The 24168-nt window shown below is 71.7% G+C and carries 28 protein-coding genes and 2 tRNA genes; 9 read left to right on the top strand and 21 right to left on the bottom strand.

All coding sequences use genetic code 11. The features are described 5' to 3' along the window. Nucleotides 1-133: 133 nt before the first annotated feature. Together PV363_RS04630 and PV363_RS04625 are read left to right on the top strand one after the other, a co-directional pair. Nucleotides 134-391, top strand: coding sequence for an acyl carrier protein (locus PV363_RS04630; protein WP_220344261.1), 258 nt, complete (start codon nt 134-136; stop codon nt 389-391). Between the two features lie 80 nt (nt 392-471). Continuing rightward, nucleotides 472-1017 (top strand): hypothetical protein, encoded by a 546-nt coding sequence (locus tag PV363_RS04625; RefSeq protein WP_301021768.1) that lies wholly within the window; start codon nt 472-474, stop codon nt 1015-1017. Between the two features lie 11 nt (nt 1018-1028). On the opposite strand, the gene PV363_RS04620 is transcribed toward PV363_RS04625, so the two are convergent. Next, nucleotides 1029-1526: a DUF3145 domain-containing protein gene (locus PV363_RS04620; RefSeq protein ID WP_220344259.1), complete on the bottom strand. Its 498-nt coding sequence runs from the start codon at nt 1524-1526 to the stop codon at nt 1029-1031. Nucleotides 1527-1687: 161 nt separating this feature from the next. On the opposite strand from PV363_RS04620, the gene PV363_RS04615 reads away from it, so the two are divergent. Continuing rightward, nucleotides 1688-2353, top strand: a complete 666-nt coding sequence (locus PV363_RS04615; RefSeq protein WP_220344258.1) for an SDR family oxidoreductase — start codon at nt 1688-1690, stop codon at nt 2351-2353. Nucleotides 2354-2371: 18 nt separating this feature from the next. Here the strand turns inward: PV363_RS04615 and PV363_RS04610 are convergent, their stop codons facing one another. Both PV363_RS04610 and PV363_RS04605 read right to left on the bottom strand, forming a co-directional pair. Beyond that, nucleotides 2372-2638 carry a hypothetical protein gene (locus PV363_RS04610; protein WP_220344257.1) on the bottom strand — a complete coding sequence of 89 codons (267 nt, stop codon included), beginning with the start codon at nt 2636-2638 and terminating at the stop codon, nt 2372-2374. Between the two features lie 95 nt (nt 2639-2733). Then, a tRNA-Ile gene (locus PV363_RS04605) sits at nt 2734-2808 on the bottom strand. 64 nt (nt 2809-2872) lie between these two features. On the opposite strand from PV363_RS04605, the gene PV363_RS04600 reads away from it, so the two are divergent. Then, on the top strand, nt 2873-3628 hold the full coding sequence (locus PV363_RS04600; RefSeq protein ID WP_220344256.1) for a PIG-L deacetylase family protein: 756 nt from the start codon (nt 2873-2875) through the stop codon (nt 3626-3628). 67 nt (nt 3629-3695) lie between these two features. Here the strand turns inward: PV363_RS04600 and PV363_RS04595 are convergent. The 5 genes from PV363_RS04595 to PV363_RS04575 all read right to left on the bottom strand — a co-directional run bounded on the left by PV363_RS04595 (nt 3696) and on the right by PV363_RS04575 (nt 8634). After that, nucleotides 3696-3768, bottom strand: a tRNA-Asn gene (locus PV363_RS04595). A 62-nt stretch (nt 3769-3830) separates the two neighbouring features. Further along, a complete protein-coding gene (locus tag PV363_RS04590) occupies nt 3831-4346 on the bottom strand; it encodes a hypothetical protein (protein WP_301021767.1) in 516 nt (171 codons plus the stop codon). Nucleotides 4347-4364: 18 nt separating this feature from the next. Further along, nucleotides 4365-5198, bottom strand: a complete 834-nt coding sequence (locus tag PV363_RS04585) for a sigma-70 family RNA polymerase sigma factor (RefSeq protein WP_301021766.1) — start codon at nt 5196-5198, stop codon at nt 4365-4367. Nucleotides 5199-5352: 154 nt separating this feature from the next. After that, the gene (gene dnaG / locus PV363_RS04580) at nt 5353-7293 is read right to left on the bottom strand and encodes a DNA primase (RefSeq protein WP_220344253.1); all 1941 of its coding nucleotides are present in this window, start codon (nt 7291-7293) and stop codon (nt 5353-5355) included. 54 nt (nt 7294-7347) lie between these two features. Further along, complete coding sequence (locus PV363_RS04575) at nt 7348-8634, bottom strand: deoxyguanosinetriphosphate triphosphohydrolase (RefSeq protein WP_301021765.1); 1287 nt, start codon at nt 8632-8634, stop codon at nt 7348-7350. Between the two features lie 138 nt (nt 8635-8772). Here PV363_RS04575 and PV363_RS04570 point away from each other — a divergent pair, with 138 nt between their 5' ends. Continuing rightward, nucleotides 8773-9750, top strand: a complete 978-nt coding sequence (locus PV363_RS04570) for an alpha/beta hydrolase fold domain-containing protein (protein ID WP_220346593.1) — start codon at nt 8773-8775, stop codon at nt 9748-9750. Between the two features lie 24 nt (nt 9751-9774). On the opposite strand, the gene mutM is transcribed toward PV363_RS04570, so the two are convergent. From mutM to PV363_RS04525, 9 genes are all read right to left on the bottom strand, one after another. Beyond that, nucleotides 9775-10626, bottom strand: coding sequence for a bifunctional DNA-formamidopyrimidine glycosylase/DNA-(apurinic or apyrimidinic site) lyase (mutM, locus tag PV363_RS04565; RefSeq protein WP_301021764.1), 852 nt, complete (start codon nt 10624-10626; stop codon nt 9775-9777). Between the two features lie 15 nt (nt 10627-10641). Continuing rightward, entirely contained in the window at nt 10642-11478 is an 837-nt protein-coding gene (rnc, locus tag PV363_RS04560) for a ribonuclease III (RefSeq protein ID WP_220344250.1), read from the bottom strand. 10 nt (nt 11479-11488) lie between these two features. Next, complete coding sequence (gene rpmF, locus PV363_RS04555; RefSeq protein WP_220344249.1) at nt 11489-11674, bottom strand: 50S ribosomal protein L32; 186 nt, start codon at nt 11672-11674, stop codon at nt 11489-11491. A gap of 2 nt (nt 11675-11676) precedes the next feature. After that, the gene (locus PV363_RS04550) at nt 11677-12264 is read right to left on the bottom strand and encodes a DUF177 domain-containing protein (protein WP_220344248.1); all 588 of its coding nucleotides are present in this window, start codon (nt 12262-12264) and stop codon (nt 11677-11679) included. 125 nt (nt 12265-12389) lie between these two features. Then, nucleotides 12390-12872, bottom strand: coding sequence for a pantetheine-phosphate adenylyltransferase (gene coaD, locus PV363_RS04545; RefSeq protein ID WP_220344247.1), 483 nt, complete (start codon nt 12870-12872; stop codon nt 12390-12392). Further along, nucleotides 12865-13431: a 16S rRNA (guanine(966)-N(2))-methyltransferase RsmD gene (gene rsmD, locus PV363_RS04540; RefSeq protein ID WP_301021763.1), complete on the bottom strand. Its 567-nt coding sequence runs from the start codon at nt 13429-13431 to the stop codon at nt 12865-12867. The genes coaD and rsmD overlap by 8 nt, the downstream gene beginning before the upstream one ends. Beyond that, the gene (locus PV363_RS04535; protein WP_301021762.1) at nt 13428-14141 is read right to left on the bottom strand and encodes a DinB family protein; all 714 of its coding nucleotides are present in this window, start codon (nt 14139-14141) and stop codon (nt 13428-13430) included. The genes rsmD and PV363_RS04535 overlap by 4 nt, the downstream gene beginning before the upstream one ends. Continuing rightward, complete coding sequence (gene recG / locus PV363_RS04530; protein WP_301021761.1) at nt 14138-16351, bottom strand: ATP-dependent DNA helicase RecG; 2214 nt, start codon at nt 16349-16351, stop codon at nt 14138-14140. Before recG ends, PV363_RS04535 begins: the two co-directional genes overlap by 4 nt. Then, on the bottom strand, nt 16351-17964 hold the full coding sequence (locus tag PV363_RS04525; protein WP_220346589.1) for a DAK2 domain-containing protein: 1614 nt from the start codon (nt 17962-17964) through the stop codon (nt 16351-16353). The genes recG and PV363_RS04525 overlap by 1 nt, the downstream gene beginning before the upstream one ends. 126 nt (nt 17965-18090) lie before the next feature. On the opposite strand from PV363_RS04525, the gene rpmB reads away from it, so the two are divergent. Then, complete coding sequence (gene rpmB, locus PV363_RS04520) at nt 18091-18276, top strand: 50S ribosomal protein L28 (RefSeq protein WP_220344242.1); 186 nt, start codon at nt 18091-18093, stop codon at nt 18274-18276. Between the two features lie 115 nt (nt 18277-18391). Here rpmB and PV363_RS04515 read toward each other — a convergent pair whose 3' ends face one another. After that, the gene (locus tag PV363_RS04515; protein WP_220344241.1) at nt 18392-19360 is read right to left on the bottom strand and encodes a thiamine-phosphate kinase; all 969 of its coding nucleotides are present in this window, start codon (nt 19358-19360) and stop codon (nt 18392-18394) included. A gap of 141 nt (nt 19361-19501) precedes the next feature. Here PV363_RS04515 and PV363_RS04510 point away from each other — a divergent pair, with 141 nt between their 5' ends. Then, nucleotides 19502-19738: an Lrp/AsnC ligand binding domain-containing protein gene (locus PV363_RS04510; protein ID WP_220344722.1), complete on the top strand. Its 237-nt coding sequence runs from the start codon at nt 19502-19504 to the stop codon at nt 19736-19738. Further along, on the top strand, nt 19717-20199 hold the full coding sequence (locus PV363_RS04505) for a DUF3515 domain-containing protein (RefSeq protein WP_301021760.1): 483 nt from the start codon (nt 19717-19719) through the stop codon (nt 20197-20199). Before PV363_RS04510 ends, PV363_RS04505 begins: the two co-directional genes overlap by 22 nt. 21 nt (nt 20200-20220) lie before the next feature. Here PV363_RS04505 and PV363_RS04500 read toward each other — a convergent pair whose 3' ends face one another. Continuing rightward, entirely contained in the window at nt 20221-21345 is a 1125-nt protein-coding gene (locus PV363_RS04500; protein WP_220365839.1) for a D-alanine--D-alanine ligase family protein, read from the bottom strand. A 37-nt stretch (nt 21346-21382) separates the two neighbouring features. On the opposite strand from PV363_RS04500, the gene PV363_RS04495 reads away from it, so the two are divergent. Continuing rightward, the gene (locus tag PV363_RS04495; protein WP_220344239.1) at nt 21383-22450 is read left to right on the top strand and encodes a PLP-dependent transferase; all 1068 of its coding nucleotides are present in this window, start codon (nt 21383-21385) and stop codon (nt 22448-22450) included. A 28-nt stretch (nt 22451-22478) separates the two neighbouring features. On the opposite strand, the gene PV363_RS04490 is transcribed toward PV363_RS04495, so the two are convergent. Further along, the gene (locus PV363_RS04490) at nt 22479-23480 is read right to left on the bottom strand and encodes an NAD(P)H-dependent glycerol-3-phosphate dehydrogenase (RefSeq protein ID WP_220344238.1); all 1002 of its coding nucleotides are present in this window, start codon (nt 23478-23480) and stop codon (nt 22479-22481) included. A 5-nt stretch (nt 23481-23485) separates the two neighbouring features. Beyond that, the coding region (locus PV363_RS04485) for a lysophospholipid acyltransferase family protein (RefSeq protein ID WP_255559521.1) at nt 23486-24168 on the bottom strand (683 nt) is incomplete at its 5' end.

The raw sequence follows: 24168 nt of genomic DNA, 5'->3' as shown, positions 1-24168 counted from the left end.
CGCGCAACTAGCACACCTCGCTGGGGCGTGGGGGGGTCGCCCTTGTCGTGGGGTCGGCCGCGTCCGCACGGGGCGCGGCCGACGATCCCGACCGGCGTCTCGTGCCGGTGCCACCCGAACCCCTGAGGTCACCATGCACGCGCCCCACGTCCCCGTGATCGACGAGCTCGCCGCGATCCTCGAGCAGATCGCTCCCGGATCGACCACGGCTCCGCTCAACCCGTCGTCGTCGTTCACCGAGGACCTCGGTCTCGACTCGCTGTCCCTGGTCCAGCTGGCGCTCGCCATCGAAGAGCGTCTCGGTGTGCGTATCCCCGACGCCGACCTCGCGACGTTGCGTACGGTCGGGGACGCGGTCGCCTACGTCGAGCGGCGTCTCGCCTCCTCCTGACGCACCCCTCCCGACGGCCCCGTGTGTGGTCCCCCGTGTCGTTTGTCATGATGGAGACCGATCACCGAGGAAGGGCCTTGATGGATCTCAGCAGGGAGACGGCGGACGGCGCGCGCAATCGTCTTGTCCTCAAGATCGTGCTCGGGCTCGTCGCGGCAGGGATCACGATCGGGCTCCTCATGGGGATCGCGGGTGCCTCCGCGATGCGGGCGCTGGGGTTCAAGGCGGACGACGCTCCGGCGGAGCCGGCCGCAAGTTCTCCCACCACCACGCCCAGCGCACCGGACACGGAGCCGACGACACCCGCGCCGACCGCGCCCAGCGCGACGCCCGAGGCGACTCCGAAACCGAAGAAGGAGCCCGCGTTCCGCGCCAGCAGCAGCCGGGTCAGACCCGGGGAGCGCATCGAGTTCCGAGGCCGCGCACCCGGCCTCGGAGCAGGCGCCACCCTGACCATCCAGCGCAAGGGCGACGGCGGCGGGTGGTCGGACTTCCCGGTCCGCCTCGAGACCCGCAAGGGCGGAACGTTCTCGACCTGGATCGTGACGAGCCGGTCAGGGCGTTGGGACTTCCGCGCGGTTGGTGACGGCTTCTCGTCCCCGTCCGCGACGGTAGAGATCGGCTGAGCGGGAGGCACTCAGCCGACGTGCAGCCAGCGAACCGGCGCCCCGTCCCCGGCGTACCGGAACGCCTCGAGCTCGTCGTCCCACGGACGACCGAGAAGCAGCGCCACCTCCTCCTCGAGTGCCGCGGCCCCCAGCTCGGCCTTGGCCATCGCCGCCTTCAGCCGCTCTTCGGGGACCATGATGTCGCCGTGGAGGCCGATCGCCGCGTGGAAGACGCCCAGCGACGGCGTGGACGAGAACCGCATGCCCTCGCTGCGCGCTGTCGCCTCCTCGGTGACCTCGAAGCGCAACCGGTCCCAGCTGCGCAGGGTCGACGTGAGCGTGGCCGCGAGACCGACCGGCCCCTGCCAGGACAGCTCGCAGCGGTAGGTGCCCTGCTCGGCCGGCTGCGGCGACCACGCCAAGGTCGCGGGCATGCCGACGACGCCTGCGACCGCCCACTCGACGTGTGGGCACATCGCCGACGGTGCGGAGTGAACGTACAGAACACCCCGGGTGGCGTTGCTCATCAGTGCCTCCTGGATCGAGATCCGCCTTCCCCAACGTCCTCGACGGCAGGCACTTCCCTCATTGTGCCGCATCGGGGGGCGACGCACCACGCCTGTTGTGGGTCGTGCCGCTCCGCGTGCAAGGATCGGATGGAACCGTCCCACGCTCGAAGGAGGATCCTGTGAAGGTCGCCATCGCCGGAGGACACGGCAAGATCGCCCTGCTGCTGGCCCGCCAGCTCACGGCAGCCGGTCACGAGGCCGTGAGCCTCATCCGCAAGCCCGAGCAGTCCGACGACGTCCGCGCCACCGGGGCGACGCCCGCGGTCCTCGACCTCGAGCACAGCACCGCGACGCAGGTCGCCGAGGCCCTCACGGGATGCGACGCCGCCGTCTTCGCCGCCGGCGCCGGGCCCGGCTCGACCATCGAGCGCAAGTGGGCGGTCGACCGCGACGCTGCTGTCCTCCTGGCGGCGGGAGCGCAGCTCGCAGGTGCCTACCGCTTCGTCGTGGTGTCGTCGATGGGCGCGGGCGAGGGCGATCCCGACAGTGACGACGTCTTCCAGGTCTATCTCGCCGCCAAGGGCCAGGCCGACGACGCCGTTCGAGAGAGCGGTCTCGACTGGACGATCGTGCGTCCCGGCGGGCTCACCGACGATCCCGGCACGGGCCGGGTCGCGGTGGGCGACCACGTGGGACGCGGCACGATCCCGCGGGCGGACGTCGCAGCGGTCCTGGTGGCGGTGCTCGAGGCGCCGTCCACGGCACGCACCACCTTCGAGCTCATCGGGGGTGACGTCCCGATCGACGAGGCGTTGGCCTCGCTGCCGCCGGGCCCGCCGGTCTGACGAGGTCTCCGTCCGGCCTCAGCTGCGGATCGTCGCGATGGCGGAGACGACGTACTCGCGCGGCCGGCTCTTGCCGGTGAAGGCGACCCGCATGCTGCTGTCGTCATCACCGGACCCGACGACGGTCACGTCGTGGCTCACCGCGACGATCTCTCCGCCGCCCTCGGCGGCGACGGTGTCCTGCAGGCGAACCGACACCTCGGCCATGGCGGTCTGGATGCTCGTGCTGGCCGACGAGACGGCATAGACCAGAGCCGTGCCTGCAGCGGTCGGTTCGTTCGACATGGATCGCGTCCTCCGGCAGGGTGAGGGCCCATCTCGGGGCCGCGTGGTCACGCGCGGACGTCGGGCGTGTTGGCGCACCACCCTCGCGTCGCACGTGGGGCGGGTGGGGCTCGAACCCACGACCTGACGGATTATGAGTCCGCTGCTCTAACCGGCTGAGCTACCGCCCCGGGAAGGACAGCCTAGTGCGGCGAGGGAGGGCGCGAACAGCCCGGATGGGCCTACGATCGCGGGATGACAGACCTCCAGCGCGACGTTCCGCAGGCGCTCGAACCGCTCGACGAGAGCTGGTCCACCGCGCTCGCCGTCGTGGCCCACCCCGACGACATGGAGTTCGGCGCAGCCGCCGCCGTGGCGCGCTGGACCGGTCAGGGCAAACGTGTCGTCTACTGCATGGCGACCGCGGGCGAGGCGGGCATCGACGGCATGGAGCCCGAGACCACGAAAGAGGTCCGGACCGCCGAGGAGATCGAGTCCGCCCGGATCGTGGGCGTCGACACCGTCGAGTTCCTCGGTCTCCCTGACGGGACGATCGAGTACGGCGTGCCGCTGCGTCGTCTGATCGCCCAGATGGTCCGGACCCACCGACCGGAGATCGTGATCACCGGCAACTTCGACCAGTTCTTCCCCAACGGCATCCTGAACCAGGCAGACCACATCGCCGTCGGGCGGGCGACCCTCGACGCGGTGCGAGACGCCGGCAACCGCTGGGTCTTCCCCGAGCCAGGGCTGGAACCCTGGGGAGGCGTGCGTCAGGTCTGGGTGTCTGGCTCGCCGGGCGCTCGCCACGGCGTCGACATCACTGACACCTTCGATGCCGGTGTGGCGTCGTTGCGAGCGCACCAGGCCTATCTGGACGGGCTCGGCTGGGTGGACTTCGACCCGGCGGCATTCCTGGGGAGCATGGCCGAGCCGGCCGGCGCCCTCATGGGCACCCGGTATGCGGCGTCGTTCGAGGTGTTCTCCCTGGGGTTCCCCGACGACGACTGACCGGAGGCTCCGGGACACGAGAAAGCGGCCTGACTGCGGAAGTCTCCGCCTGTCAGGCCGCTGCTTGCTCCCCCGACTGGACTCGAACCAGTAACCTGCCGGTTAACAGCCGGCTGCTCTGCCAATTGAGCTACAGGGGAACGCCCCGAAGGCGCGACCGCTAGCCTACCAAGCACGTCGCGGGCCGCCCAAACCGGGGTCGTCAGTCGTCGGACGCGAGCCCGAGGTCGGAACGCACCACTGCCAGCGCTCGGGCGGTCGCCTCCTTGACCGCGGCGTCCTCGGAGGAGAGGCCCCGGTCGAGCAGGTAGGAGAAGGTGACCGGACCCTGCCGGGTCGGGGATCGCCGCGCCACCACCGTCACCGCGTCGCGACCGTCACCGACCCTCTGGTGCGCGCGAGCGAGGATGCTCGCATCGACGCGCTCCCGGGCCAGCTCGACCAGCCGCCCCGACCCTTCCAAGGTGACGACGTCGCGTCGCAGGGCTCCCTCGTCCGCGGTGAGGACGGTGACGGTGGACGCCGCGGCGTCCCACGCGAGCGACTCCACCCGCTCCCACGGGATGCGCCGCCGGTCACCGTCACCGAGGTCGAGGTGCAGGGCGGCGTCCGTGCCCAGCTGCCAGGCGCCACGTAGGTCTTGCTGGGCAGCGAGCACCCGCTCACCGTGCTCGCGGGCGATGTCACGGCGGACCTGGCGGGGCAGGGTGGGGGCCATGTCCCCCATCATCGACCATCACCCTCCGAGCCCGGACACGGCGGGATGCGTCCGCAGCGCTCGCAGCACGCGTCGCTCGGTCGCCCGGACCCAGGCGGTGGTGCGCCCGAGCTCGTCGGCCACGGCGCGGGCCGTACGAGGACCGCCTCCGTCGAGCCCGAACCTGCGCTCCACCACCTCACGGTCGCCTTCGGGAAGCGTCCTCAGCGCCTCACGCACCGCTGCCTCGGCGGTGAGGTCACGGCTGGCGGCCCCCCCGACCCCGACCACGGCCACGTCGGGACCCGCGGCGTCGAGAGACACGACTGGGGCATCGGCAGCCATCAGGCGCTCGACGACCGACACCGCGAGGCCCGTCCGAGCGGCGATCGCGGCAGGCGCGGGCACACGTCCGGCCTCGTGGACCAGCGCCTCCGCCGCCTCGCGGCACGAGACCGCGTCACGCTCAGCCCTCGGAGGCAGGCGCACGGCACGCCGAGTGCTCATGCCGTCGGACACGTGACGGCGCACCCATGCGACGGCGTACGTCGAGAACCGCGTGCCGTGTGAAGGATCGAACCGGTCGACCGCGGCGATGAGACCCAGCGTCCCCTCCTGGACCAGGTCACCGAGAGGCACGCCACGGTGCTGGTGGGACCGTGCGAGCGCCACCACCAGCCTCATGTTGGCCAGGACGAGGTGCGAGCGTGCCCGCAGACCGATGTCGACGGTCTCCTCGAGGGCGACACGGTCGCCTGGAGGATCCTCGAGCGAGGTCAGCCGCGCAGCAGCGCGCCGCCCGGCGGCGCAGGCCTCAGCGAGGCGGCGTTCGTCCTCGGCGCTCAGCAGCGGTGTGCGCGTCAATGCGCGCACCGGATCGAGTCTCAGCGGCACGGGGGCAGGAGGCATGCCCACAGTCTCGTGCCGGGGTCGCCGCCGTCGCGGGCCCGCGCACGGCCGCTGTGGACGGCGCCTGTCATGGCGACAGTGGGGACGAGGTCGCCGCGGGCGCGAGGGTGCTGGCGACTCAGGCCAGCGAGCCGCCGATGGCCCTCTCACGCAGCTGGCGGCGCTGCTGCTCGAGCGCCACCAGGTCGCCGAACATCGCGTTGTAGTCGGCCGTCGACTCCAGAGGATCGGTGCGCTGCAGCCTCGACTTGACCGCGGCGATCCTGCGCAGGATGGCGAGCTCCTGGACGCGGGCGGCGAGGGCGACGACGAGCGCGGCGTCAGGGACGCCCGACACCGGCAACGGGTCGACCGACAGATGGGCGAGCGTGCGCTGTGCCTGCGGGTCCCCGAGGCGGTCGCGAACCCGGGCGGCCCAGGCGTCGTCGGGCTTCGACGGCAGCCCTTCGGCCTTCGCCGCCGACCAGATCGCCGTCGCGTACGGGTGCGTGAAGACGTCGTCGTCGAGCGCGTCGGCGTACGGGGCGAGGAGGTGAGGGTGCTGGACGAGCACCTTCAGGAGCTCGCGCTCGTCGGTGAACCGCTGCTCCCCCAGGCTCGGCACCGGCGCCACAGGCTCGTCGGCCGCAGGACCCGACGTCGGGCTTGCCCCGTCGGTCGCCCCTGCCTCGTCGGACCGGCCCGCGCCACGGCTGCTGCTCGTGCGCGTGGCGGGGCGCGGAGCGGGACGGCGGCGGGCCTCACCCAGCTCGCGGCGGACCTCGTCGAGCTCGACGCCCACCGTGGAGGCGATCTCGCGGACGAACTGCTCGACCTTGCCCTGGTCGCGGACCGCCGAGACGAGCTCGACCGCCGATCGAAGGGCGTCGACCCGTTGGTCGGCGTGGTCGAGGTCATAACGGGCGACGACGTTGCGCAGCACGAAGCGGTAGAGCGGGATCCGGGACGCGACCAGCTCCTGCACCGCCGCGTCGCCCTGGTGGAGCCGTACGTCGCAGGGGTCCAGGCCGTCGGGCTGGACGGCTACGTAGGTCTGGGCGACGAACTGCGCGTCGCCCTCGAACGCGCGCATGGCGGCCTTCTGGCCCGCCTCGTCCCCGTCGAAGGTGAAGATCACCTCGCCGCGCATCGCCTCGTGGTCGAGGAGCAGCCGCCGGAGGACACGGGCGTGCTCCTCCCCGAACGCCGTGCCGCAGGTCGCCACCGCCGTGCCGACGCCGGCCTCGTGACAGGCCATGACGTCGGTGTAGCCCTCGACCACCACCGCCTGGCTGGACTTGGAGATCGCCTTGCGTGCGAGGTCGACCCCGTACAGGACCTGGCTCTTCTTGTAGAGAGGCGTCTCCGGGGTGTTGAGGTATTTCGCCTCGATCCGGTCGTCGTCGAAGAGGCGGCGCGCGCCGAAGCCCACCACGTCGCCGGACGCGTCGCGGATCGGCCACATCAGGCGGCCACGGAAGCGGTCGTACGGTCCGCGGTTGCCGCGGGCGACGAGGCCGGCGGCCACCAGGTCGTCGTCGGCGAACCCGCGCCCGCGGAGGTGCCGGTAGAGCGCCTCTCCGTCGCGAGGGGCGAACCCGACGCCGAAGCGTTCGGCCGCGTCGCGGGAGAACCCTCGCTCGGAGAGGAACTGGCGCCCCTTCACGGCGACCTTGTCGGACGCGAGCTGGTCGGAGTAGAACTCCTCTGCGGCGGCGTTGGCCGCGACCAGTCTCCCCCGCTGGGCGAAGTCCCGCTGCGGGCCTGCCGGACCGTCGACGTAGGTCAGGGTGATCGCGTACTTGGCGGCCAGTCGCTCGACGGCCTCGCTGAAGCTGATCTGGTCGATCTTCTGGAGGAACGTGAAGACGTCACCGCCCTCTCCGCAGCCGAAGCAGTAGTACATCCCGCGCGACGGAGTGACGTTGAACGACGGCGACTTCTCGTCGTGGAACGGGCAGAGGCCCTTGCGGGAACCACCACCGGCGTTGCGCAGCGTCACGTACTGCTCGACGATCTCGTCGATCCGCGCACGCTCGCGCACTGCTGCGATGTCGTCCTCGCGGATCCGGCCTGCCACGCAGGCGAGTCTACGGTGCTCCCACGAGCCGGCCGCCGCCGTGCACGACGATGCCTAGAGCAGTCGTCGTCCCCAGGCGCGGGCCGAGTCGTCGGTGAGCGAGGCCACCTGGTCGACCACCACGCGCAGCCGCGACTCGTCGGAGTCGGCCAGCCGCAGATCGGCCGCGAACGGCGCCTCCAGCAGCTCCGGCCCCTTGGTGACCAGGACCTCGACGAGACCGGTGAGGAGGGTGCGCTGCTGCGCCAGCAGCTCGACTCTGGCGTCGTCACGCATGACGTAGTGCGCCGCGACCGCCTTCAGGACCGCGATCTCGTCGCGTGTCTCGTCGGGGACGACCAGGTCGGCCTCGTAGCGGGTCAGCGGGACCGACCCGTACGACGCACGGGTCGCGTCTCGCGCAGCCGCCGCGAAGCGTCCGACGAGCGCGCTCGTGAGTCCCTTGAGCGCGCCGAGCGAACGGCGGCTCCCGTCGTACGGCGAGGTGGGCCACTCGGGCATCGCGGTGAGCCGGGAGTACGCCGCGTCGAGCCGGCGGTCGGACGCGTCACGGACGTACCACTCGCGGACGGTCGACCAGATCACGTCGCGGTCGTCGGGGATGGCGAACAGGTCGACGCTGCCGGCGACGATCCCGTCCTCGACGTCGTGGACGCAGTAGGCGATGTCGTCGGAGAGGTCCATCACCTGGGCCTCCACGCAGCGGCGGTCGCCCGGGGCGTCGCGGCGGATCCAGCCGAAGACGGCGAGGTCGTCGTCGTAGACGCCGAACTTGCGCACCAGCCGCGGAGACCCGTCGCCGTGGGTCCCCTCCGGGACGGGCGCGGCGTCGCGGGTCCACGGGTACTTCGTGCAGGCGTCGAGCGTCGCCCGCGTGAGGTTGAGGCCGACGCTGACGCCGTGCGGGTCGAAGGTCTTGGCCTCCAGCCTGGTGAGGATCCGCAACGTCTGAGCGTTGCCCTCGAACCCCCCGCACGCCGCCGCCACCTCGTCGAGCGCGCGCTCGCCGTTGTGCCCGAACGGGGGATGACCGAGGTCGTGAGCCAGCGCGGCCGAGTCGACCACGTCGGGGTCGCAGCCCAGCGACTTCCCGAGCTCCCGGGCGACCTGCGCGACCTCGAGGGAGTGCGTCAGACGGTTGCGCACGAAGTCGTCGGTGCCGGGTCCGACCACCTGGGTCTTGGCGGCGAGACGACGTAGCGCCGCCGAGTGGAGGATGCGTGCCCGGTCACGCTCGAACGCGCTTCGGCCGGCCCGCTTGGGCGGCTCCGGCACGACCCTCTCGCGGGCCGATGCGGGGTAGGGCTCGCGCGAGGGGGCGGGCACGTCGGGCGGGGTCACGTCCACGAGCCTAGCGATCCGTCAGACCCTCTTGCGCATGCGTGCGGGAGGCCATACGTTTCGGAACGCCGTTCCACCGTCATCTCGGGAACGCGTCGGTCGGTGCCGTGTCCATCACCTCACGCACCAGGAGCACCGTTGAAGAACTCGTCACCGCGGCGTCTGCCGCGCCTGCTCGCCACTGCCGCCGGAGCCGTCGGCGCGATCGCCGCACTCCTCGTCGGCTCGCCGCCTCCGGCGTCGGCCGCCGTCGCCTGCTCGGGCTACTCCTCCTCCACCACCACCTGTGTCAGCTCCCCGATCACGGTCGGCGGCACGTCGTACGCCGCCGACTGGTACCTGCCCAACGGGACCGCCACCGGGCTGATGCTGGTCGAGCACGGCTTCAGCCGCAGCTGCAAGCACCTCCGCGGCACCAGCAAGGCGATCGCGCAGAAGGGCCTGATGGTCGTCTGCCTGAACGAGGACATGACAGCCGGCAACCCCGGGCTCGCCACGATCATCGGCAACGCCCTGGCCGACAGGGCCGTCGTCCCACCCAACGGCAAGCCCCTCCCCACGGCCTACATCGTCGGAGGCCACTCCGCGGGCGGGCACTTCGCCGCCCTCGTCGGGCAGCGACTCGCTCAGCGCGGCTACGCCGGGCTCAAGGGCGCCGTGCTCTTCGACCCGGTCGCGGCCGACGGGTTCACCGCCGCGCTCCAGGCGGTCTCTGCCGGCGGGTCGCGCCCGGTCCTGAGCATCGCTGCGCGCCCGAGCGTCATCAACCTCTTCAACAACTCGTTCGGTGCACTCACCTCGCTCGGCGCGGACTTCGTCGGTATCCAGCTGGTCTGGTCGAAGATCTCCCTGGGCACCCCGAGCGGCGGCAGCTGTCACATCGACAGCGAGGGCGAGAACACCGACTTCATCGGCGTGGCGGGAGCGCTCTGCAGCCCCAACGCCACGCAGACCGCTCGGCTGCGTGACTTCGCCTCGACCTGGGCGAAGGACCTCGCGACGGGCACACGCACGGCGTCGCACTACTGCACGGACGCCGACGTGGTCGCCACCTGCGGGTCGGTCGTGAGAGACCTCGTCGACCGGTCGCTGCCGCTCGCGGCACCGATCCGATGAGGTGACGTGTCCCCGCTGCCGGCCTCACCAGCGCCCGTTGCGCGGCCGGGGCTGGCAGCGGGGGCACGTGTACGACGAGCGGTTCATGAAGGAGTCGCGCCGGACGGGTGTCCCGCAGCGCGAGCACGGCTCGCCCTCCTGCCCGTACACCTCCAGCGACCGCGAGAAGTAGCCGCTCTCGCCGTTCACCGCGACGTACAACGCGTCGAACGACGTACCGCCTTGCGCGAGCGCCGCGGTCATCACCTCCCGTGAACCCTCGAGCACCCGCTGCGCCTCGGCCCGCCGGAGGGTGTCGGTGGGCCGGGCGTAGTGCAGCCGCGCGAGCCACAACGCCTCGTCGGCATAGATGTTGCCGATCCCCGAGACGAGCGTCTGGTCGAGCAGCGCACGCTTGAGCCCCGTCCGACGACGGCGCAACCGATCGACGAACTCCGCGTCGTCGAACGAGTCGTCGAGCGGGTCTCGCGCGATGTGCGCGATCTCGGAGGGGAGCTCGGCCCCGCCGTTACTGAGGGCCAGCCCGCCGAACATCCGCTGGTCCACGAACCGCAGCTGCACGCCGTCCTCCAGGTCGAGCACGACCCGGAGGTGTCGCTCTGTCGGGGCGTCCGGCGGCTGCACCAGGAACTGGCCGCTCATCCCCAGGTGCGCCAGGACTGCGTCGCCCGACTCCAGCGGCAGCCAGAGGTACTTGCCGCGACGTGAGGCTCCCAGCACGCGGTCGCCGGTGAGGCGCAGCGCGAAGTCCTCGGGCCCGGCGAGGTGGCGACGCACGGGGCGGGGGTGGAGCACCTCGACCCGCTCGATCCGGCGTCCCGACACGTGATCGGCGAGGCCACGCCGGACGGCCTCGACCTCGGGAAGCTCAGGCATGGCTGGCCGACCGGCTCAGGAGTCGGCGCGTGACCTGGACGTGCCGGCGCCGGAACCTGCCGCGGCGGCCTCGGCCGACTCCGCGGCATCGACGACCTCGGCTGCCGGGGCGACGGTGCCGTCCTCGTGATCGACCGCGTCGACGGTCGCCTTGATGGCCCGCCAGGCCGTCTCCGCGACCTGCTGCTCGGCTTCCTTCTTGGAGTGGCCGGTGCCCTCGCCGTAGACCTGCCCGCCCACGCGGACGTGGGCGGTGAAGGTCTTGTCGTGGTCGGGACCCTCCTCGGTGAGGCGGTACTCGGGCACGCCGAGGCGTCGGTCGGAGGAGAGCTCCTGAAGACTCGTCTTCCAGTCGAGGCCGGCGCCGAGCTCGGCAGCGCGCGCCATCACCGGGTCGAAGAGCCGGTGGACGACCGTGTCGGCGCCGCTGAACCCGTCCTGGAGGTAGACGGCCCCGATCACCGCCTCGACGGTGTCGGACAGGATCGAGGACTTGTCGCGACCACCGGTCGCCTCCTCGCCCCGCCCCAGCCTCAGGTAGGCGCCCAGCCCGAGCGTGCGAGCCACGTCGGCCAGCGCGCGGGCGTTGACGACCGCAGCTCGCAGCTTGGCGAGGCGGCCTTCGGGAAGGTCGGGGTGCGCGTTGTAGAGCGTGTCGGTGATCACCAGACCGAGAACGGCGTCCCCCAAGAACTCGAGCCGCTCGTTGTTGGGGATGCCGCCGTTCTCGTACGCGTACGACCGGTGCGTCAACGCCTGCGTCAGCAGCCCCGGCGCGAGGCCGGGCACGCCGAGGCGCTCCAGAAGGGCAGCGTTCGCTGCCCCGTCACCGTCGTCGACGACGTCGGACACGAGAGGCTTCTCAGACGACCTGGCGCAGCTCGCCGCGGGGACCGTACTGGCCGCAGTCCGGGCAAGCGCGGTGCGGCAGGTGCTTGGCGCGGCACGCCGGGTTGGCGCAGATCACGAGCTGAGGCGCGGAGGCCTTCCACTGCGAACGACGGTGGCGGGTGTTGCTGCGCGACATCTTGCGCTTCGGGACTGCCACTTCTACTCCTCGTTTGGGCCGGACTCACGCCCGGTCTGGTCCGTACCGCCCGCGGGGCGGTCGTTGCCTTGCTTCAGCTGGCTGAGCGCCGACCACCTCGGGTCGACGGCCTCGCCGTGTGTGTGCTCTGGGTCGTCCGCGAGCCGTGCTCCGCACTCGGCGCACAGTCCCGGACAGTCCGGGGCACACAACGGGTTGTGCGGAAGTGCGAGCACCACCGCGTCCCGCAGGACAGGCTCCAGGTCGAGCAGGTCTCCCTGGAGTCGGGCGATATCGTCCTCCTCGCCCTCGTCGTCATACACGTACAGCTCCTGAAGGTCGACGGTGACCTCACCGTCGATCTCCTGCAGGCAGCGTACGCACTCACCAGAGGTGTGCACCGAGGCGGTCCCTGTCAGCAGGATGCCTTCCATGACCGACTCGAGCCGGAGATCGAGATCGACGTCACTTCCCTCGGGCACGCCGAGCATGTCGACACCCATGCCCGCCGGAGCCTTCGCCGAGTAGGTGAACTCGCGCTGCGTTCCGGGTCGGCGCGCGATCTCGTGCGTGTCGAGAACGAACGGCGCCCGGGAGTCGAGCGTGGTCACACGTACTCCTTAAAGGCATGGCGAGGTGCGGCCCAGTTGCAGGCCACGGACCAGGATAGCGAACCCACCCACGCGAGCGCGAACCCGCATGCGCGGGTGGCCCGCCGGGCGCCAGGCCCCGCGGGCTACCCCTCGGCGGCGAGCTTGCGCTCGAGTGCCGCGAGGACTACCGGCGGCACGTGCGGAGACACGTCTCCCCCGTGTCGCGCGACCTCCTTGACGAGGCTGGAGGCGAGGAAGGAGTATTCCGGGCTGGTCGGCATGAACAGCGTGTCCACCCGGGCCAGCGTGGAGTTCATCTGGGCCATCTGGAGCTCGTAGTCGAAGTCGGAGACCGCCCGGAGACCCTTCACGACCGCCTGGATGCCGTGGGCGGTGCAGAAGTCGACGAGCAGCCCGGAGAACGTCATCACCCGGACGTTGGCGAGATCGCCCAGCACCTCCTCGAGGAGCGCGACCCGCTCGGCCGTGTTGAACATCACCCGCTTGGAGTCGTTGATCCCCACCGCGACGACAACCTCGTCGAAGAGATGGGACGTGCGGGCGACGATGTCGACGTGCCCGAGCGTCACCGGGTCGAAGGATCCGGGGCAGACGGCCCTACTCATGCGGCCGACCGTACCAAAGCGTCGTCTCGCCATAACGGCGGTCTCCGAGCGGCTCGACGGCCTCGGGCCACGCGAACGCGCCGTCGCGGGTGGAGCGCTCGACGACCACGATGCCGTCGCTCGACCACCAGCTCTGGGACGTCACCACCGCGACCACGGCACTGACCTCGTCGTTCGGCACGTCGTACGGAGGGTCGAGGACGAGGAGGTCGTACGGCGCCGGCGGCGGCGTCCGGACGAACGAGCGCACCTTCTCCGCCACGACGTCGACGGCGCCGGAGACCCCCAGCTCACGCGCGTTGCGGCGGATCACCTGCGCCGTACGCCGGTCGGCCTCGACAAGCGTCGCGCGGACCGCCCCACGCGAGACCGCCTCGAGGCCGAGAGCGCCCGACCCGGCGTACAGGTCGAGCACCCGTACGCCGTCGAACCCGCCGAGCCGCGTCTCCAGCGCGGAGAACATCGCCTCGCGCACACGGTCGGAGGTCGGCCGCGTCGCGGAGCCGGGCGGGGTCGCCAGCCGCCGGCCGCCGAGCGCGCCCGCGATGATCCGTGTCATGAACGCCCTCGCTCGTCGATCTCCAGGTCCCGCAGCGCGAACCGGAGGTGTTCCCACTCCTCGTTGAGGACGACGTGCAGGCACTGCAGCACGCTCACCCTGACCGTCGGCCTCCACGGGTCGACGCGTGGCTCGGCGAGGAGCTCGTGAGTCACGTGGTCGAGGAACTCTCTGACCAGCGCCTGGTGCTCGCCACGGACCGCGAGGATCTCGTCGTACGAGGTCGGCTCGCGGAAGATCGTGACGTCGCCGCCGGTGTCGGCGAACTCGGCGAACGGCTGGCCGATCGGGTGGTACGGCTGCTGCTCCCCGAAGATCGCGCCCTTCAGCCACACGTCCGTCGCGATGACGAGGTGGCGGAGGGTCTGGGCGAACGTCCACTCGCCGTCGACCGAGACGCCCTCGCGCCCGCGCGCCGTGACGAGCGCCTCGGCCCACGCGGCCTCCACGGCCGACCAGGCCTCGCGCAGCCCGTCGGGGTCGGTCGCGTCCTTGAGCTCACGACCGGGGAAGCGCTTGGCAAGCTCGCTCTCAACGTAGGGCGCGACGTCGATCCCGTTGACGAAGAGCGGACCGTCGGCGAGGTCGGGCGTGTCGAGATCCATCCCCGCGACGTAGACCCCGCGCATCACCACATCGGCCAGGTCGGAGCGGAGGACCCTCGCCCCCGACAGGTCTTCGTCGACGAACTCCCTGCGCTCACCCGTCATGTCTTCTCCAGGTAGTCGGCCTGCGTGCTGTCCTCGAGCTCGCGCACCACCGCGGCCAGCGCCGCGTGGGCCGCGAGCGACGGGTCGTCGGCCACCACCTCGGCCGCGTCCTCTCGCGCGTCGGAGATCACCTGCTCGTCGCGCACGACCGAGAGCAGCCGCAGACTCGACCGGACCCCGGACTGGCGAGCCCCGAGCACGTCTCCCTCGCGCCGCATCTCCACGTCGAGGCGCGACAGGGCGAAGCCGTCCGACGTCGCGGCGACGGCGTCGAGGCGCTCGCGCGCGGCGCTCCCGGCGGGCGCGCCCGTCACCAGCAGGCAGAGCCCGGCGTGCGCGCCGCGGCCGACGCGTCCGCGGAGCTGGTGGAGCTGAGAGACGCCGAAGCGATCGGCGTCCATGATCACCATCGCGGTCGCGTTGGGGACGTCGACGCCGACCTCGATCACCGTGGTGGCGACGAGGACGTCGATCTCACCCGCTGCGAAGGCGCGCATCACCGCCTCCTTGTCCTCGGCTGCCATCCGGCCGTGCAGCGCCGCGGTCCGCAGACCGGCCAGCGGCCCGTCTCGGAGCAGCTCGTGCAGCGCGAGGACGGAGGTCAGGGGGCGTGCGGACTCGTCCTCGGCGGGCTCGAGCTCCGCGCCGTCCTCGGAAGCGTCCGCGCGGTCGCCGCCGTCGCCGATACGCGGGCACACGACGTACGCCTGGCGTCCGTCGGCGACCTCCTCACGCAGTCTCTCCCACGTCCGGTCCACCCACGTCGGCCTCTCCGCGACCGGCACCACCGTCGTCTGGATCGGCTGCCTGCCCCGCGGCAGCTCGGTCAGGGTGGAGGTGTCGAGATCTCCGAAGACGGTCATCGCCACGGTCCGCGGGATCGGTGTCGCCGTCATCACCAGCAGGTGCGGCGCATCGACGCCCTTGGCGGTCAGCGCCGCTCGCTGCTCCACGCCGAACCGGTGCTGCTCGTCGACCACGACGAGCCCGAGCTCGGCGAGCTGCACCTTGTCCTCGAGCAGAGCGTGGGTGCCGACGAGGATCCCCGCCTCTCCCGACGCCGCGTCGAGGAGCGCCTCACGTCGGGCCTTCTGGCCCATCGAGCCGGTCAGGAGACGCACCCGGGTCGCGGCGTCGGCCGACCCCAGCATCCCCGCCTGAGCCATCGGTCCGAGCATCTCCACCATCGACCGGTGGTGCTGCTGTGCGAGCACCTCCGTCGGCGCGAGCAGCACTGCTTGTCCACCGGTGTCGACCACCTGGAGCATCGCGAGCAGCGCCACGACCGTCTTGCCGGAGCCGACCTCGCCCTGAAGCAGCCGTTGCATCGGCTGGTCGCGGTCGAGGTCTGCCTCGATCTGGGCCGCGACCTCCTGCTGCCCGGCGGTGAGCGCGAACGGCAGCTGCGCCTCGAACCGGTCGCGGAGCCCGTCGGCCACGTGCGGGCGCCTGGTCGCCGGCGCCGACGACAGCGCGTGCCGGCGGACGGCCAAGGTGGTCTGGAGGACGAACGCCTCCTCGTACTTCAGGCGCTCCCGCGCCCGCTGGTAGTCCTCGAGCTCGCGGGGACGGTGGACGTCCTCGTACGCGGTCCTCAGGTCGACGAGCCCGCGCCGGCGGCGTACGGGCTCGGGGACGGGGTCGTCGACCTCGTCGAGCGCGTCCAGCACGATCGCCACCGTCTTCTCGATCGTCCACGACGACACCGCCTGGGTGGCGGGATAGATCGGCACGATCGTGCCGGCGTACTCCTCGGCCTCGTCCCGCGCCTCCTCCTCCGACCCGGTGGGACGGATCTCCGGGTGCAGCAGCTGCTTGCGGCCACGGAACTCGCCGACCTTGCCCGCGAACATGCCGAGGGTGCCCGGGCGCAGGCGTTGCGCGATCCACGGCTGACGGAAGAACGTGAGCACGAGCTCGCCGGTGCCGTCGGTGACGACGACCTCGGTGCGGACGTTCTTGCCGCCGGGCCGCCCGCCCCCTTTGGGCCGGAACGGGTACTCCTTGACGTGCACCACACGGGCGAGGACGGTGACGTGCTCGTCGACGCGCAGCGCGGCGAGGTCGGTCAGCGACCCCCGCTCGGCCAGACGTCTCGGGTAGTGGCGGAGCAGGTCGCCGACGGTCGTGACGTCGAAGCTCCGCTCGAACGCGTCGGCGGTGCGCGCGCCGACGACGTTGGCGAGCCTGGTCCGTGGTCCGACGCCCACTACTCGACCGCCACCAGCAGCGGGTAGCGCTCCTGCCCGCCGTCGTACACGACCAGCTCGACGTCGGGTCGCCGCGCCCGCAGCCAGCGTTCGACCCGCGGCACCACGTCGTCGTCGAGCCCGGCGCCGGTGACGAGCGTGACCAGCTCGGCGCGCCCGGTGATGAGGCGGTCGAGCACCTGGCGTACGACGTCGGCCTGCTCGTCGCCGATGATCGAGAACTCGGCGTCGACGACGCCGAGCACGTCACCGACCAGGCAGGGACCTGCCATCGTCATCCCGGACTCGGTCGCGACCGTGATGGCGCCGTGCTGGGTCCCGCGGGCCGCACTGGTCATCGCCACCACGTCGTCGTCGAACGGGTGACCCGGCTCGTGGACGGCGACCGCGGCGAGCCCCTGCACCTGCGTCCACGACGGGATCACGGTGGCATGCACGCCAGCCTCGCGGGCCTGGGAGGCGGCCGCGTCGCAGACGGCACGGAAGTCGCGGCTGTTGGGCAGCACGATGACGTCGTCGGCCCCGCAGTCGAGGATCGTGTCGAGGACGGTGCTGACAGCGAGCGGACCGCCGGGCACCGTGGTGACCACCACCGCGCCGGCATCGCTGAACAGGGAGGCGAGTCCTGGCCCGGCCGCGACGGCGACGACGGCCCGGCTGCCGGAGGTGCTCGCACGGACGCCAGCCTGCTCGGCGAAGTGGGTGACGGCGATCCGGTACGGCCGTCCGGCATCGAGCCCTGCCTCGATCGCCGCACCGACGTCGTCGACGTGGACGTGGACGTTCCACAGACGGTCGCCGCCGACCACCACGAGACAGTCCCCCAGGCCGTCCAGGCGCGAGCGCAGCGCGGGGACGGCCGCGTCGTCGGCCTCCAGCAGGTACATCACCTCGTACGACGGCCCCGCGCCGTCGAGGGTGTGGGGGCCGGTGTCGTCGACGAGCGGTCGCGGGAGGTCGGCCGCCGGCTCGGGGTCGGGGACGAAGCGGCCGGTGATCAGGTGCTCGGTGGTGTCGAGCACGACGACCAGCGCACGTCCCCCGGCATCGACCACGCCGGCACGGGCGAGGCGGTCCAGCTGCTCGGGCGTCCGCAGCAGCGCCTCGCGAGCCGCCGCCGCGGACGCGCTGACCATGGCGGCCAGGTCTCCCTCGGCCGCGACGACGTCCTGCGCCGCCTCGGCCGCCCGACAGGCGACGGTGAGGATCGTGCCCTCGACCGGATGGCCGACCGCCGCGTACGCCGCCGCCGAGGCCTTGCTCATCGCATCGGCGAGGCTGGCTGCCGACACCTCCGCACCCTCGGAGTCGGCCAGCACCGGCAGCGCGGCGCGGAGCAGCTGGGCCATGATCACGCCGGAGTTGCCCCGCGCGCCGAGCAGCGCACCGTCGACGTAGTCGCGCACGACCGTCGGGAGTGGCGCGTCCTGGTCCAGGGCGGAGACGATCGCCTGCGCCGCGGCCTCGAAGGTGACGTAGACGTTGGTCCCCGTGTCCCCATCGGGGACCGGGAAGACGTTGAGCGCGTCGATCTCGGCGCGCGCTGCGCCGAGAGCCTCGGTGCAGGCCCGCGCCCAGGTGGCGAAGGACTCCGAGGAGACGTGCGTCGTCATGGTCTGAGAGACTATCCCTGGGCAGGCCCGCACCGTGAGCGACAAGGCCGATTGGCTCCGGCCTTGCTCGATCAGATAATCTTGATCTTTGGTATCCCCCCTTCGACTCAACCGGGAGTGTTCGCTGTGGCTGCAGTCTGCGACGTGTGCGGCAAGAAGCCGGGTTTCGGCAACAACAAGCCGTGGTCGCGCAAGCGCACGCGGCGTCGTTTCGACCCCAACATCCAGCGCGTGCGTGCGGTCGTCGGTGCGACTCCGAAGCGCATGAACGTGTGCACCGGATGCCTCAAGGCCGGCAAGGTCAGCCGCTGACCGGATCGCCGGTCGGTCGCCGCTGACGCTGCGACCCCGCGTCCTCGCACGACGAGGCGGGCAACACCCTCTGGGTGGGCCCGCCTCTTTGGCGTCCCCCTCGGCGCGTGGCGCCTCAGCGGTAGTGCTCGTGTCCTTCCGGGCCGTCCCACGCAGCACCGTCCACCGTGACGTCACCCTCGCCGTCCACGACCCGCCCGACGATGGTCCAGCCCTCCGGCGCACCCCGGTCTGCAGGAAAGGTCGCGGCCAAGGTGTGGTCGTCTCCACCGGTGAGCAGGAACCCCAGCGGATCGGCGTTGGTCGCCGCCGCCACGTCCGCGATCGGGTCCGGGACATCGAAGGCCGAGCCCACCAGCGCGATGCCGACGCCGCTCGACGTCGCCACGTGGCCGAGGTCTGCCAGCAGGCCGTCGCTGACGTCGATCATCGCCGTCGCTCCGTGCGCCGCGGCACGCGGTCCCTCGTCGTACGGGGGCTCGGGCCGCCGGTACGCCTCGACGAGCACCCTCGGGGACCGGAACCCACGCGCGAGGACGTGGAGACCCGCCCCCGCCCACCCGAGTCGGCCCGTGATCGCGACGAGGTCGCCGGGGCGAGCTCCCGAGCGGAGGACCGGCGCCTGCGCGGACTCCCCCAGCACCGTGATCGCCAGGGTGATGGCGTCGGCAGCAGTCACGTCGCCGCCGACGACCTCCGCGCCCACGAGCGCGGCCTCCTCGACGATCCCCCGGGTCAGGTCCTCCGCCCACACGGTCTCGAGGTCTCCGGGAGCGGCGAAGCCCACGGTGAGCGCCGTGGCGACACCGCCCATCGCCATGACGTCGGCGAGGTTGGCCGCGGCCGCCCGGCGGCCCACGTCGTAGGGCTCGGCCCAGTCCCTGCGGAAGTGACGGCCCTCGACGAGCATGTCGGTCGAGACGAGCACCGAGCCCGCCCCGACGCGGACGAACGCGCAGTCGTCCCCCGGCCCGACGATGACCCGGCTCGACAGTGGTTCACGGGCTACCCGGGCGATCAGCCCGAACTCGCCGAGCTCGCCGATGGTCCGCCCGCCGCTCGTCTCCGCGCGTGTCGTGTCCATCTGCCCATCCTGTCATCGCAGTCGCACCGCCACCCCGCCGCCGCGGCCGCGGCCGCGCGATCCCTCAGCGTCACGACGCCGTCACGATCCTGTAGCGTGTCGGAGGCGGTGAACGTTGTCGAGCCACGGAGGAAGCCCAACATGGTCGTGCAGGCCTACATCCTGGTCCAGACCGAGGTCGGCAAGGCTGCCGACGTCGCCACCGCGATCGCTGAGGTCAGCGGCGTGACGCTCGCCGAGGACGTGACCGGACCGTACGACGTCATCGTCCGCGCGGAGGCCAAGCACGTCGACGAGCTCGGTGAGATGGTCGTCGCGCAGATCCAGCGCATCGACGGCATCACCCGGACCCTCACGTGTCCCGTCGTGCACCTCTGACCCACCCCCGGCGGACCGCCCTCGCCCTCGGACTGGTCGCTCTGGCCGCCCTGACGCCGGCCTGCGCGGACACTGTCGCGATCGACCCTCCCACTCCGTCCGACGACGTGGCGGCGATCTGCTCCGCCATGCTCGACGACGCGCCGGCGACGGTCGCCGGACAGGACTCGGTCCGTGTCGCACCGGCCGGCTCGGGACGTGCGTGGGGAAGCCCGGCGATCGTGCTCCGGTGCGGCGTCGAACGCCCTGCCAGCCTCGAGCGGACCTCGCGCTGCGACGTGGTCGACGACGTCGGGTGGTTCAGCCAGAAGGACGACGAGCGCTACGTGTTCACGACCATCGGCCGCCAGGCGTACGTCGAGGTCGCGGTCCCGCGTCGCTACGATCCGCCCGCCGACGCGCTCAGTGACCTGGCCGCCACGGTGGCCGAGCACGACCCGGTCGTCACGCCCTGCGTGTGAGGGGTCGAGCGCCGCCAGCGGTCAGCGCAGGTCGGTCGGACGCGCGAGCGCGTGCGCGATCAGGCGCTCGACCAGCTCGGGGTAGCCGAGCCCCTTCGACTCCCACACCTGGGGATACATCGAGTACGGGGTGAACCCGGGCATCGTGTTGACCTCGTTGATGTAGAGCGTTCCGTCGAGGAGGAAGAAGTCCACCCGGGCGAGCCCTTCGCAGCCCAGGGCCTCGAAGGCGCGAGCGGCCTTGGCGCGCACGCGCTCGACCAGGATGTCCTCGAGCGGAGCGGGGATCAGGTTCTTGGAGGTGCCGTCGAGGTACTTGGCGCTGAAGTCGTAGAACTCGTGCCCGGAGCCGAGGTCGACCGCGATCTCGCCCGGCGCGCTGACCTCCAGGGAGCCGTCCGGGTTCTGGAGAACCCCACACTCGATCTCGCGCGCGTCGGCCGCGGACTCCACGATGACCTTGGGGTCGTACTCCTCGGCGAGCGCGATCGCCGCGGCGAGGCCGTGCTCGTCGTGGACGAGCGTCCCGCCCATGCTCGAACCCGCACGGGAGGGCTTGACGAACACGGGGTAGTGGAGAGACGCGACGGTCTCCCTCACGGCCGCGGCATCGGTGCGCCACTCGTCGGCGGTCACGACGGCGTACGGCAGCTGAGGGAGCCCGGCAGCGGCGAAGAGCTGGTTGGCGACGGCCTTGTCCATGGCGACCGCGCTCGCCAGCACGCCGGAGCCCACGTAGCGGATCCCGGCCATCTCGAAGAGCCCCTGGATGGTCCCGTCCTCGCCCCACGGGCCGTGAAGCAGCGGGAACGCCACGTCGACGCGCGCCAGCACGCGGCTGGACCCGTCGGGCTCGAGGGCCAGCAGGCGCTCGCCGGCGAGGGCCACGGGCGTGCCGGTGGAGTGGACATCGGGGAGGCCGTCGGCGTCGGTGGTCATCGCGTCGTCGGCCAGCACCCAGAGGCCGTCACGGGTGATCCCTACGGCGACCACGTCGTAGTGGTCGCGGTCGATCACCCGCAGGACCTCTCGAGCGGTCATGCAGGAGACCGCGTGCTCGCTCGACCGGCCGCCGAACACGATCAGGACGCAGGGGCGACCGGACGTGGGCGCCAGGGTGGACGTCTCGGAAGTCGTATCGCTCATCGGGGCGACCCTATCGTGAGGCTCCACAATGGTCGGCATGGCTCGCTCACACACCTTCAGCCCAGAGACCCTCGTCGTCGCCGCCGGGCGCCCCGCCCGCACCCCCGACTCGCCCCTCAACGTGCCGCTGACACCCGCGAGCACCTATGTCGCCGGGGGCGAGCTCGAGTACGGAGGCTTCGGCAACCCGACCTGGGCGGCGTTCGAGGACGCCGTCGGTGCGCTCGAGGGCGGACAGGCGGTGATGTTCGCCTCGGGGATGGCTGCCGCGAGCGCCACCCTGTCGCTGGTCCCCGACGGCGGCGTCGTCGTCGTTCCCCGCCACGCCTACAACGGTGTGCTGGGCCTCCTCTCGGAGGCGGAGAGGCGCGGGCGGATCCGGTTGCGGACGGTCGACGTCACCCTGCCCGGTGCGATGGTCGACGCCGCGGAGGGGGCGGCGATGGTGTGGATCGAGTCGCCGACCAATCCCGCCCTGGAGGTCGTCGACATCGTCGAGGTCGCGACCGCCGCGCGGGCTCGCGGCGCCCTGGTCGTCGTGGACAGCACCTTCGCGACGCCGCTGGTCCAGCAGCCGCTCGCGCTCGGCGCGGACGTCGTGGTCCACTCTGCGACCAAGCTGCTGGCCGGTCACAGCGACGCGCTCGCTGGTGTGGCGGTCGTCGCGGACGACGCGACGTACGCTCTGCTCAAGTCGTACCGCCGGATGCACGGGGCCGTGCCGGGGACGCTCGAGGCGTATCTCGCGACCCGTGGGCTACGAACCCTCGCCGTACGGTTCGAGAGGGCCCAGGACAACGCTCGGCGGGTCGTCGACGCCCTGCGGTCCCACCCGGCCGTCAGCGAGGTGCGCTATCCCGGGTTCGGGACGATCTTGACGTTCGAGCCGGTCGCCGGTGCGGACGCGGCGCACCGGGTGGTGACCTCGAGCCGGTTGGTCGTCTGCGCGACCAGTCTCGGCGGCGTGGAGTCGACCTGGGAGCGCCGCAGGCGGTGGTCCGGCGAGCCCACCACGGTGCCTGAGGCGCTCATCCGGATGTCGGTGGGCATCGAGGGGTTCGACGACCTGTGGGACGACGTCGAGACAGCGCTCGGTCACGCCTGAGGCGTACGCCGCCTCGGCCGGGCACGCGTCAACGGACCTCAGGCTGCGGCGTACGCGAGACCAGCGCCGCGACGAGCTCCTTCGGCGTGGTCTCCCCGCGGATCAGAGCGGCGACCTGCTCCACGATCGGCATGTCGACACCGTGGAGGCTGGCCAGCTCCGAGAGCGAGTCGCTGGACTTGACGCCCTCGGCGACCTGCCGGGTGGAGGCGACGATCTCGTCGATGCTCATCCCCCGGCCGAGCTTCTCTCCGAAGGTCCGGTTGCGCGACAACGGTGAGCTGCACGTCGCCACCAGGTCGCCCATGCCCGCGAGCCCCATCATCGTCATGGGGTCGGCTCCCATCGCCATGCCCAGCCGTGCGGTCTCGGCCAGTCCACGCGTGATCACCGACGCCTTGGCGTTGTCGCCGAACCCGAGACCGTCGGCGACGCCGACAGCCAGGGCGATCACGTTCTTGGTCGTGCCCGCCAGCTCGCAGCCCACGACATCGGTGTTGGTGTACGGCCGGAACGCAGGGCTGTGGCACCAGGACTGCAGACGCTTGGCGACCGCCTCGTCGGCACAGGCGACCACCGCGGCGGCCGGCTCGCGCTGGGCGATCTCGCGCGCCAGGTTGGGTCCGGTCACGACCGCGACGCGCTCGGGTCCGGCGCCGGTGAGCTCGGCGATGACCTCGCTCATCCGCAGGTGCGTCCCCAGCTCCACACCCTTCATGAGGCTCACGACGACCGCGTCCTGGGGGATGTGGCGGGCCCAGTCGGTGAGGTTGGCGCGCAGCTGCTGCGACGGCACCGCCAGGACGACGACCTCCGCGCCGGACAGGACGATCTCCGGGTCGTGACTGGCCTTGATCGTCTCCGGGAGCAGGATCCCGGCCAGGTACTCCGGGTTCTCGCGCGTCTGGTTGATCGCGTCGCAGACCTCCGTCCGTCGCCCCCACAGGTGCACCTCGTTGCCGGCGTCTGCCAGCACCAACGAGAAGGCGGTCCCCCAGGAACCGGCGCCCAGGACAGCGGTCTTCGCCATGCGTACTACTCCTTCGTGGCGTTCAGGCGTCGCGGTCGCGGACGCTCTCTGACCCGCGGATCGTCCAAGGACATGCGCTGCGTCGGCACCGGCAGGTCGCGGAGCTTCGCGAGCTGCTCGGTGACGGCATCCATGATCCGATCCGTGGCCGTCGCGAGGATAGCCGCCGAGACCTCCTGAGCGCGAAGGTCGTCCAGATCGACCGGCGGACCAGCCGAGATCTGCATGGTCTTGCGAGGCAGCAGGTGCGGCCGGCCGTACGGCTCGAGGAGCATGTTGGGACCCCACTGCGCGATGGGCACGACCGGCTTCCCGGTCGCGAACGCGACGCGAGCCGCGCCTGTCTTGCCCGACATCGGCCACTCGTCGGGGTCTCGGGTGATGGTCCCTTCGGGATAGAAGATCACTCCCTCACCGTCGAGGACCGCCTGCTTCGCGGCGGCGAACGCGTCCGTGGCCGTGGTGGTGCCGCGGTAGACCGGGATCTGTCCCGTGGCGCGCAGGATCTTGCCCACGACCGGGAGATCGAGGATCGCCGCCTTCGCGAGGTAGCGCGGGGGGACACCGTTGTCGTACAGGAAGTGCGCCAGCATCACCGGGTCGATGTGCGAGACGTGGTTGCAGGCGATCACGAACCCGCCATGAGAGGGAAGGTTCTCGACGCCGCTCCACTCCCGGCCCACCATCG

This window comes from Mumia sp. (genome assembly GCF_028803055.1).
Classification (GTDB): Bacteria; Actinomycetota; Actinomycetes; order Propionibacteriales; family Nocardioidaceae; genus Mumia.
This window is presented reverse-complemented; position numbering and strand designations above follow the sequence as displayed.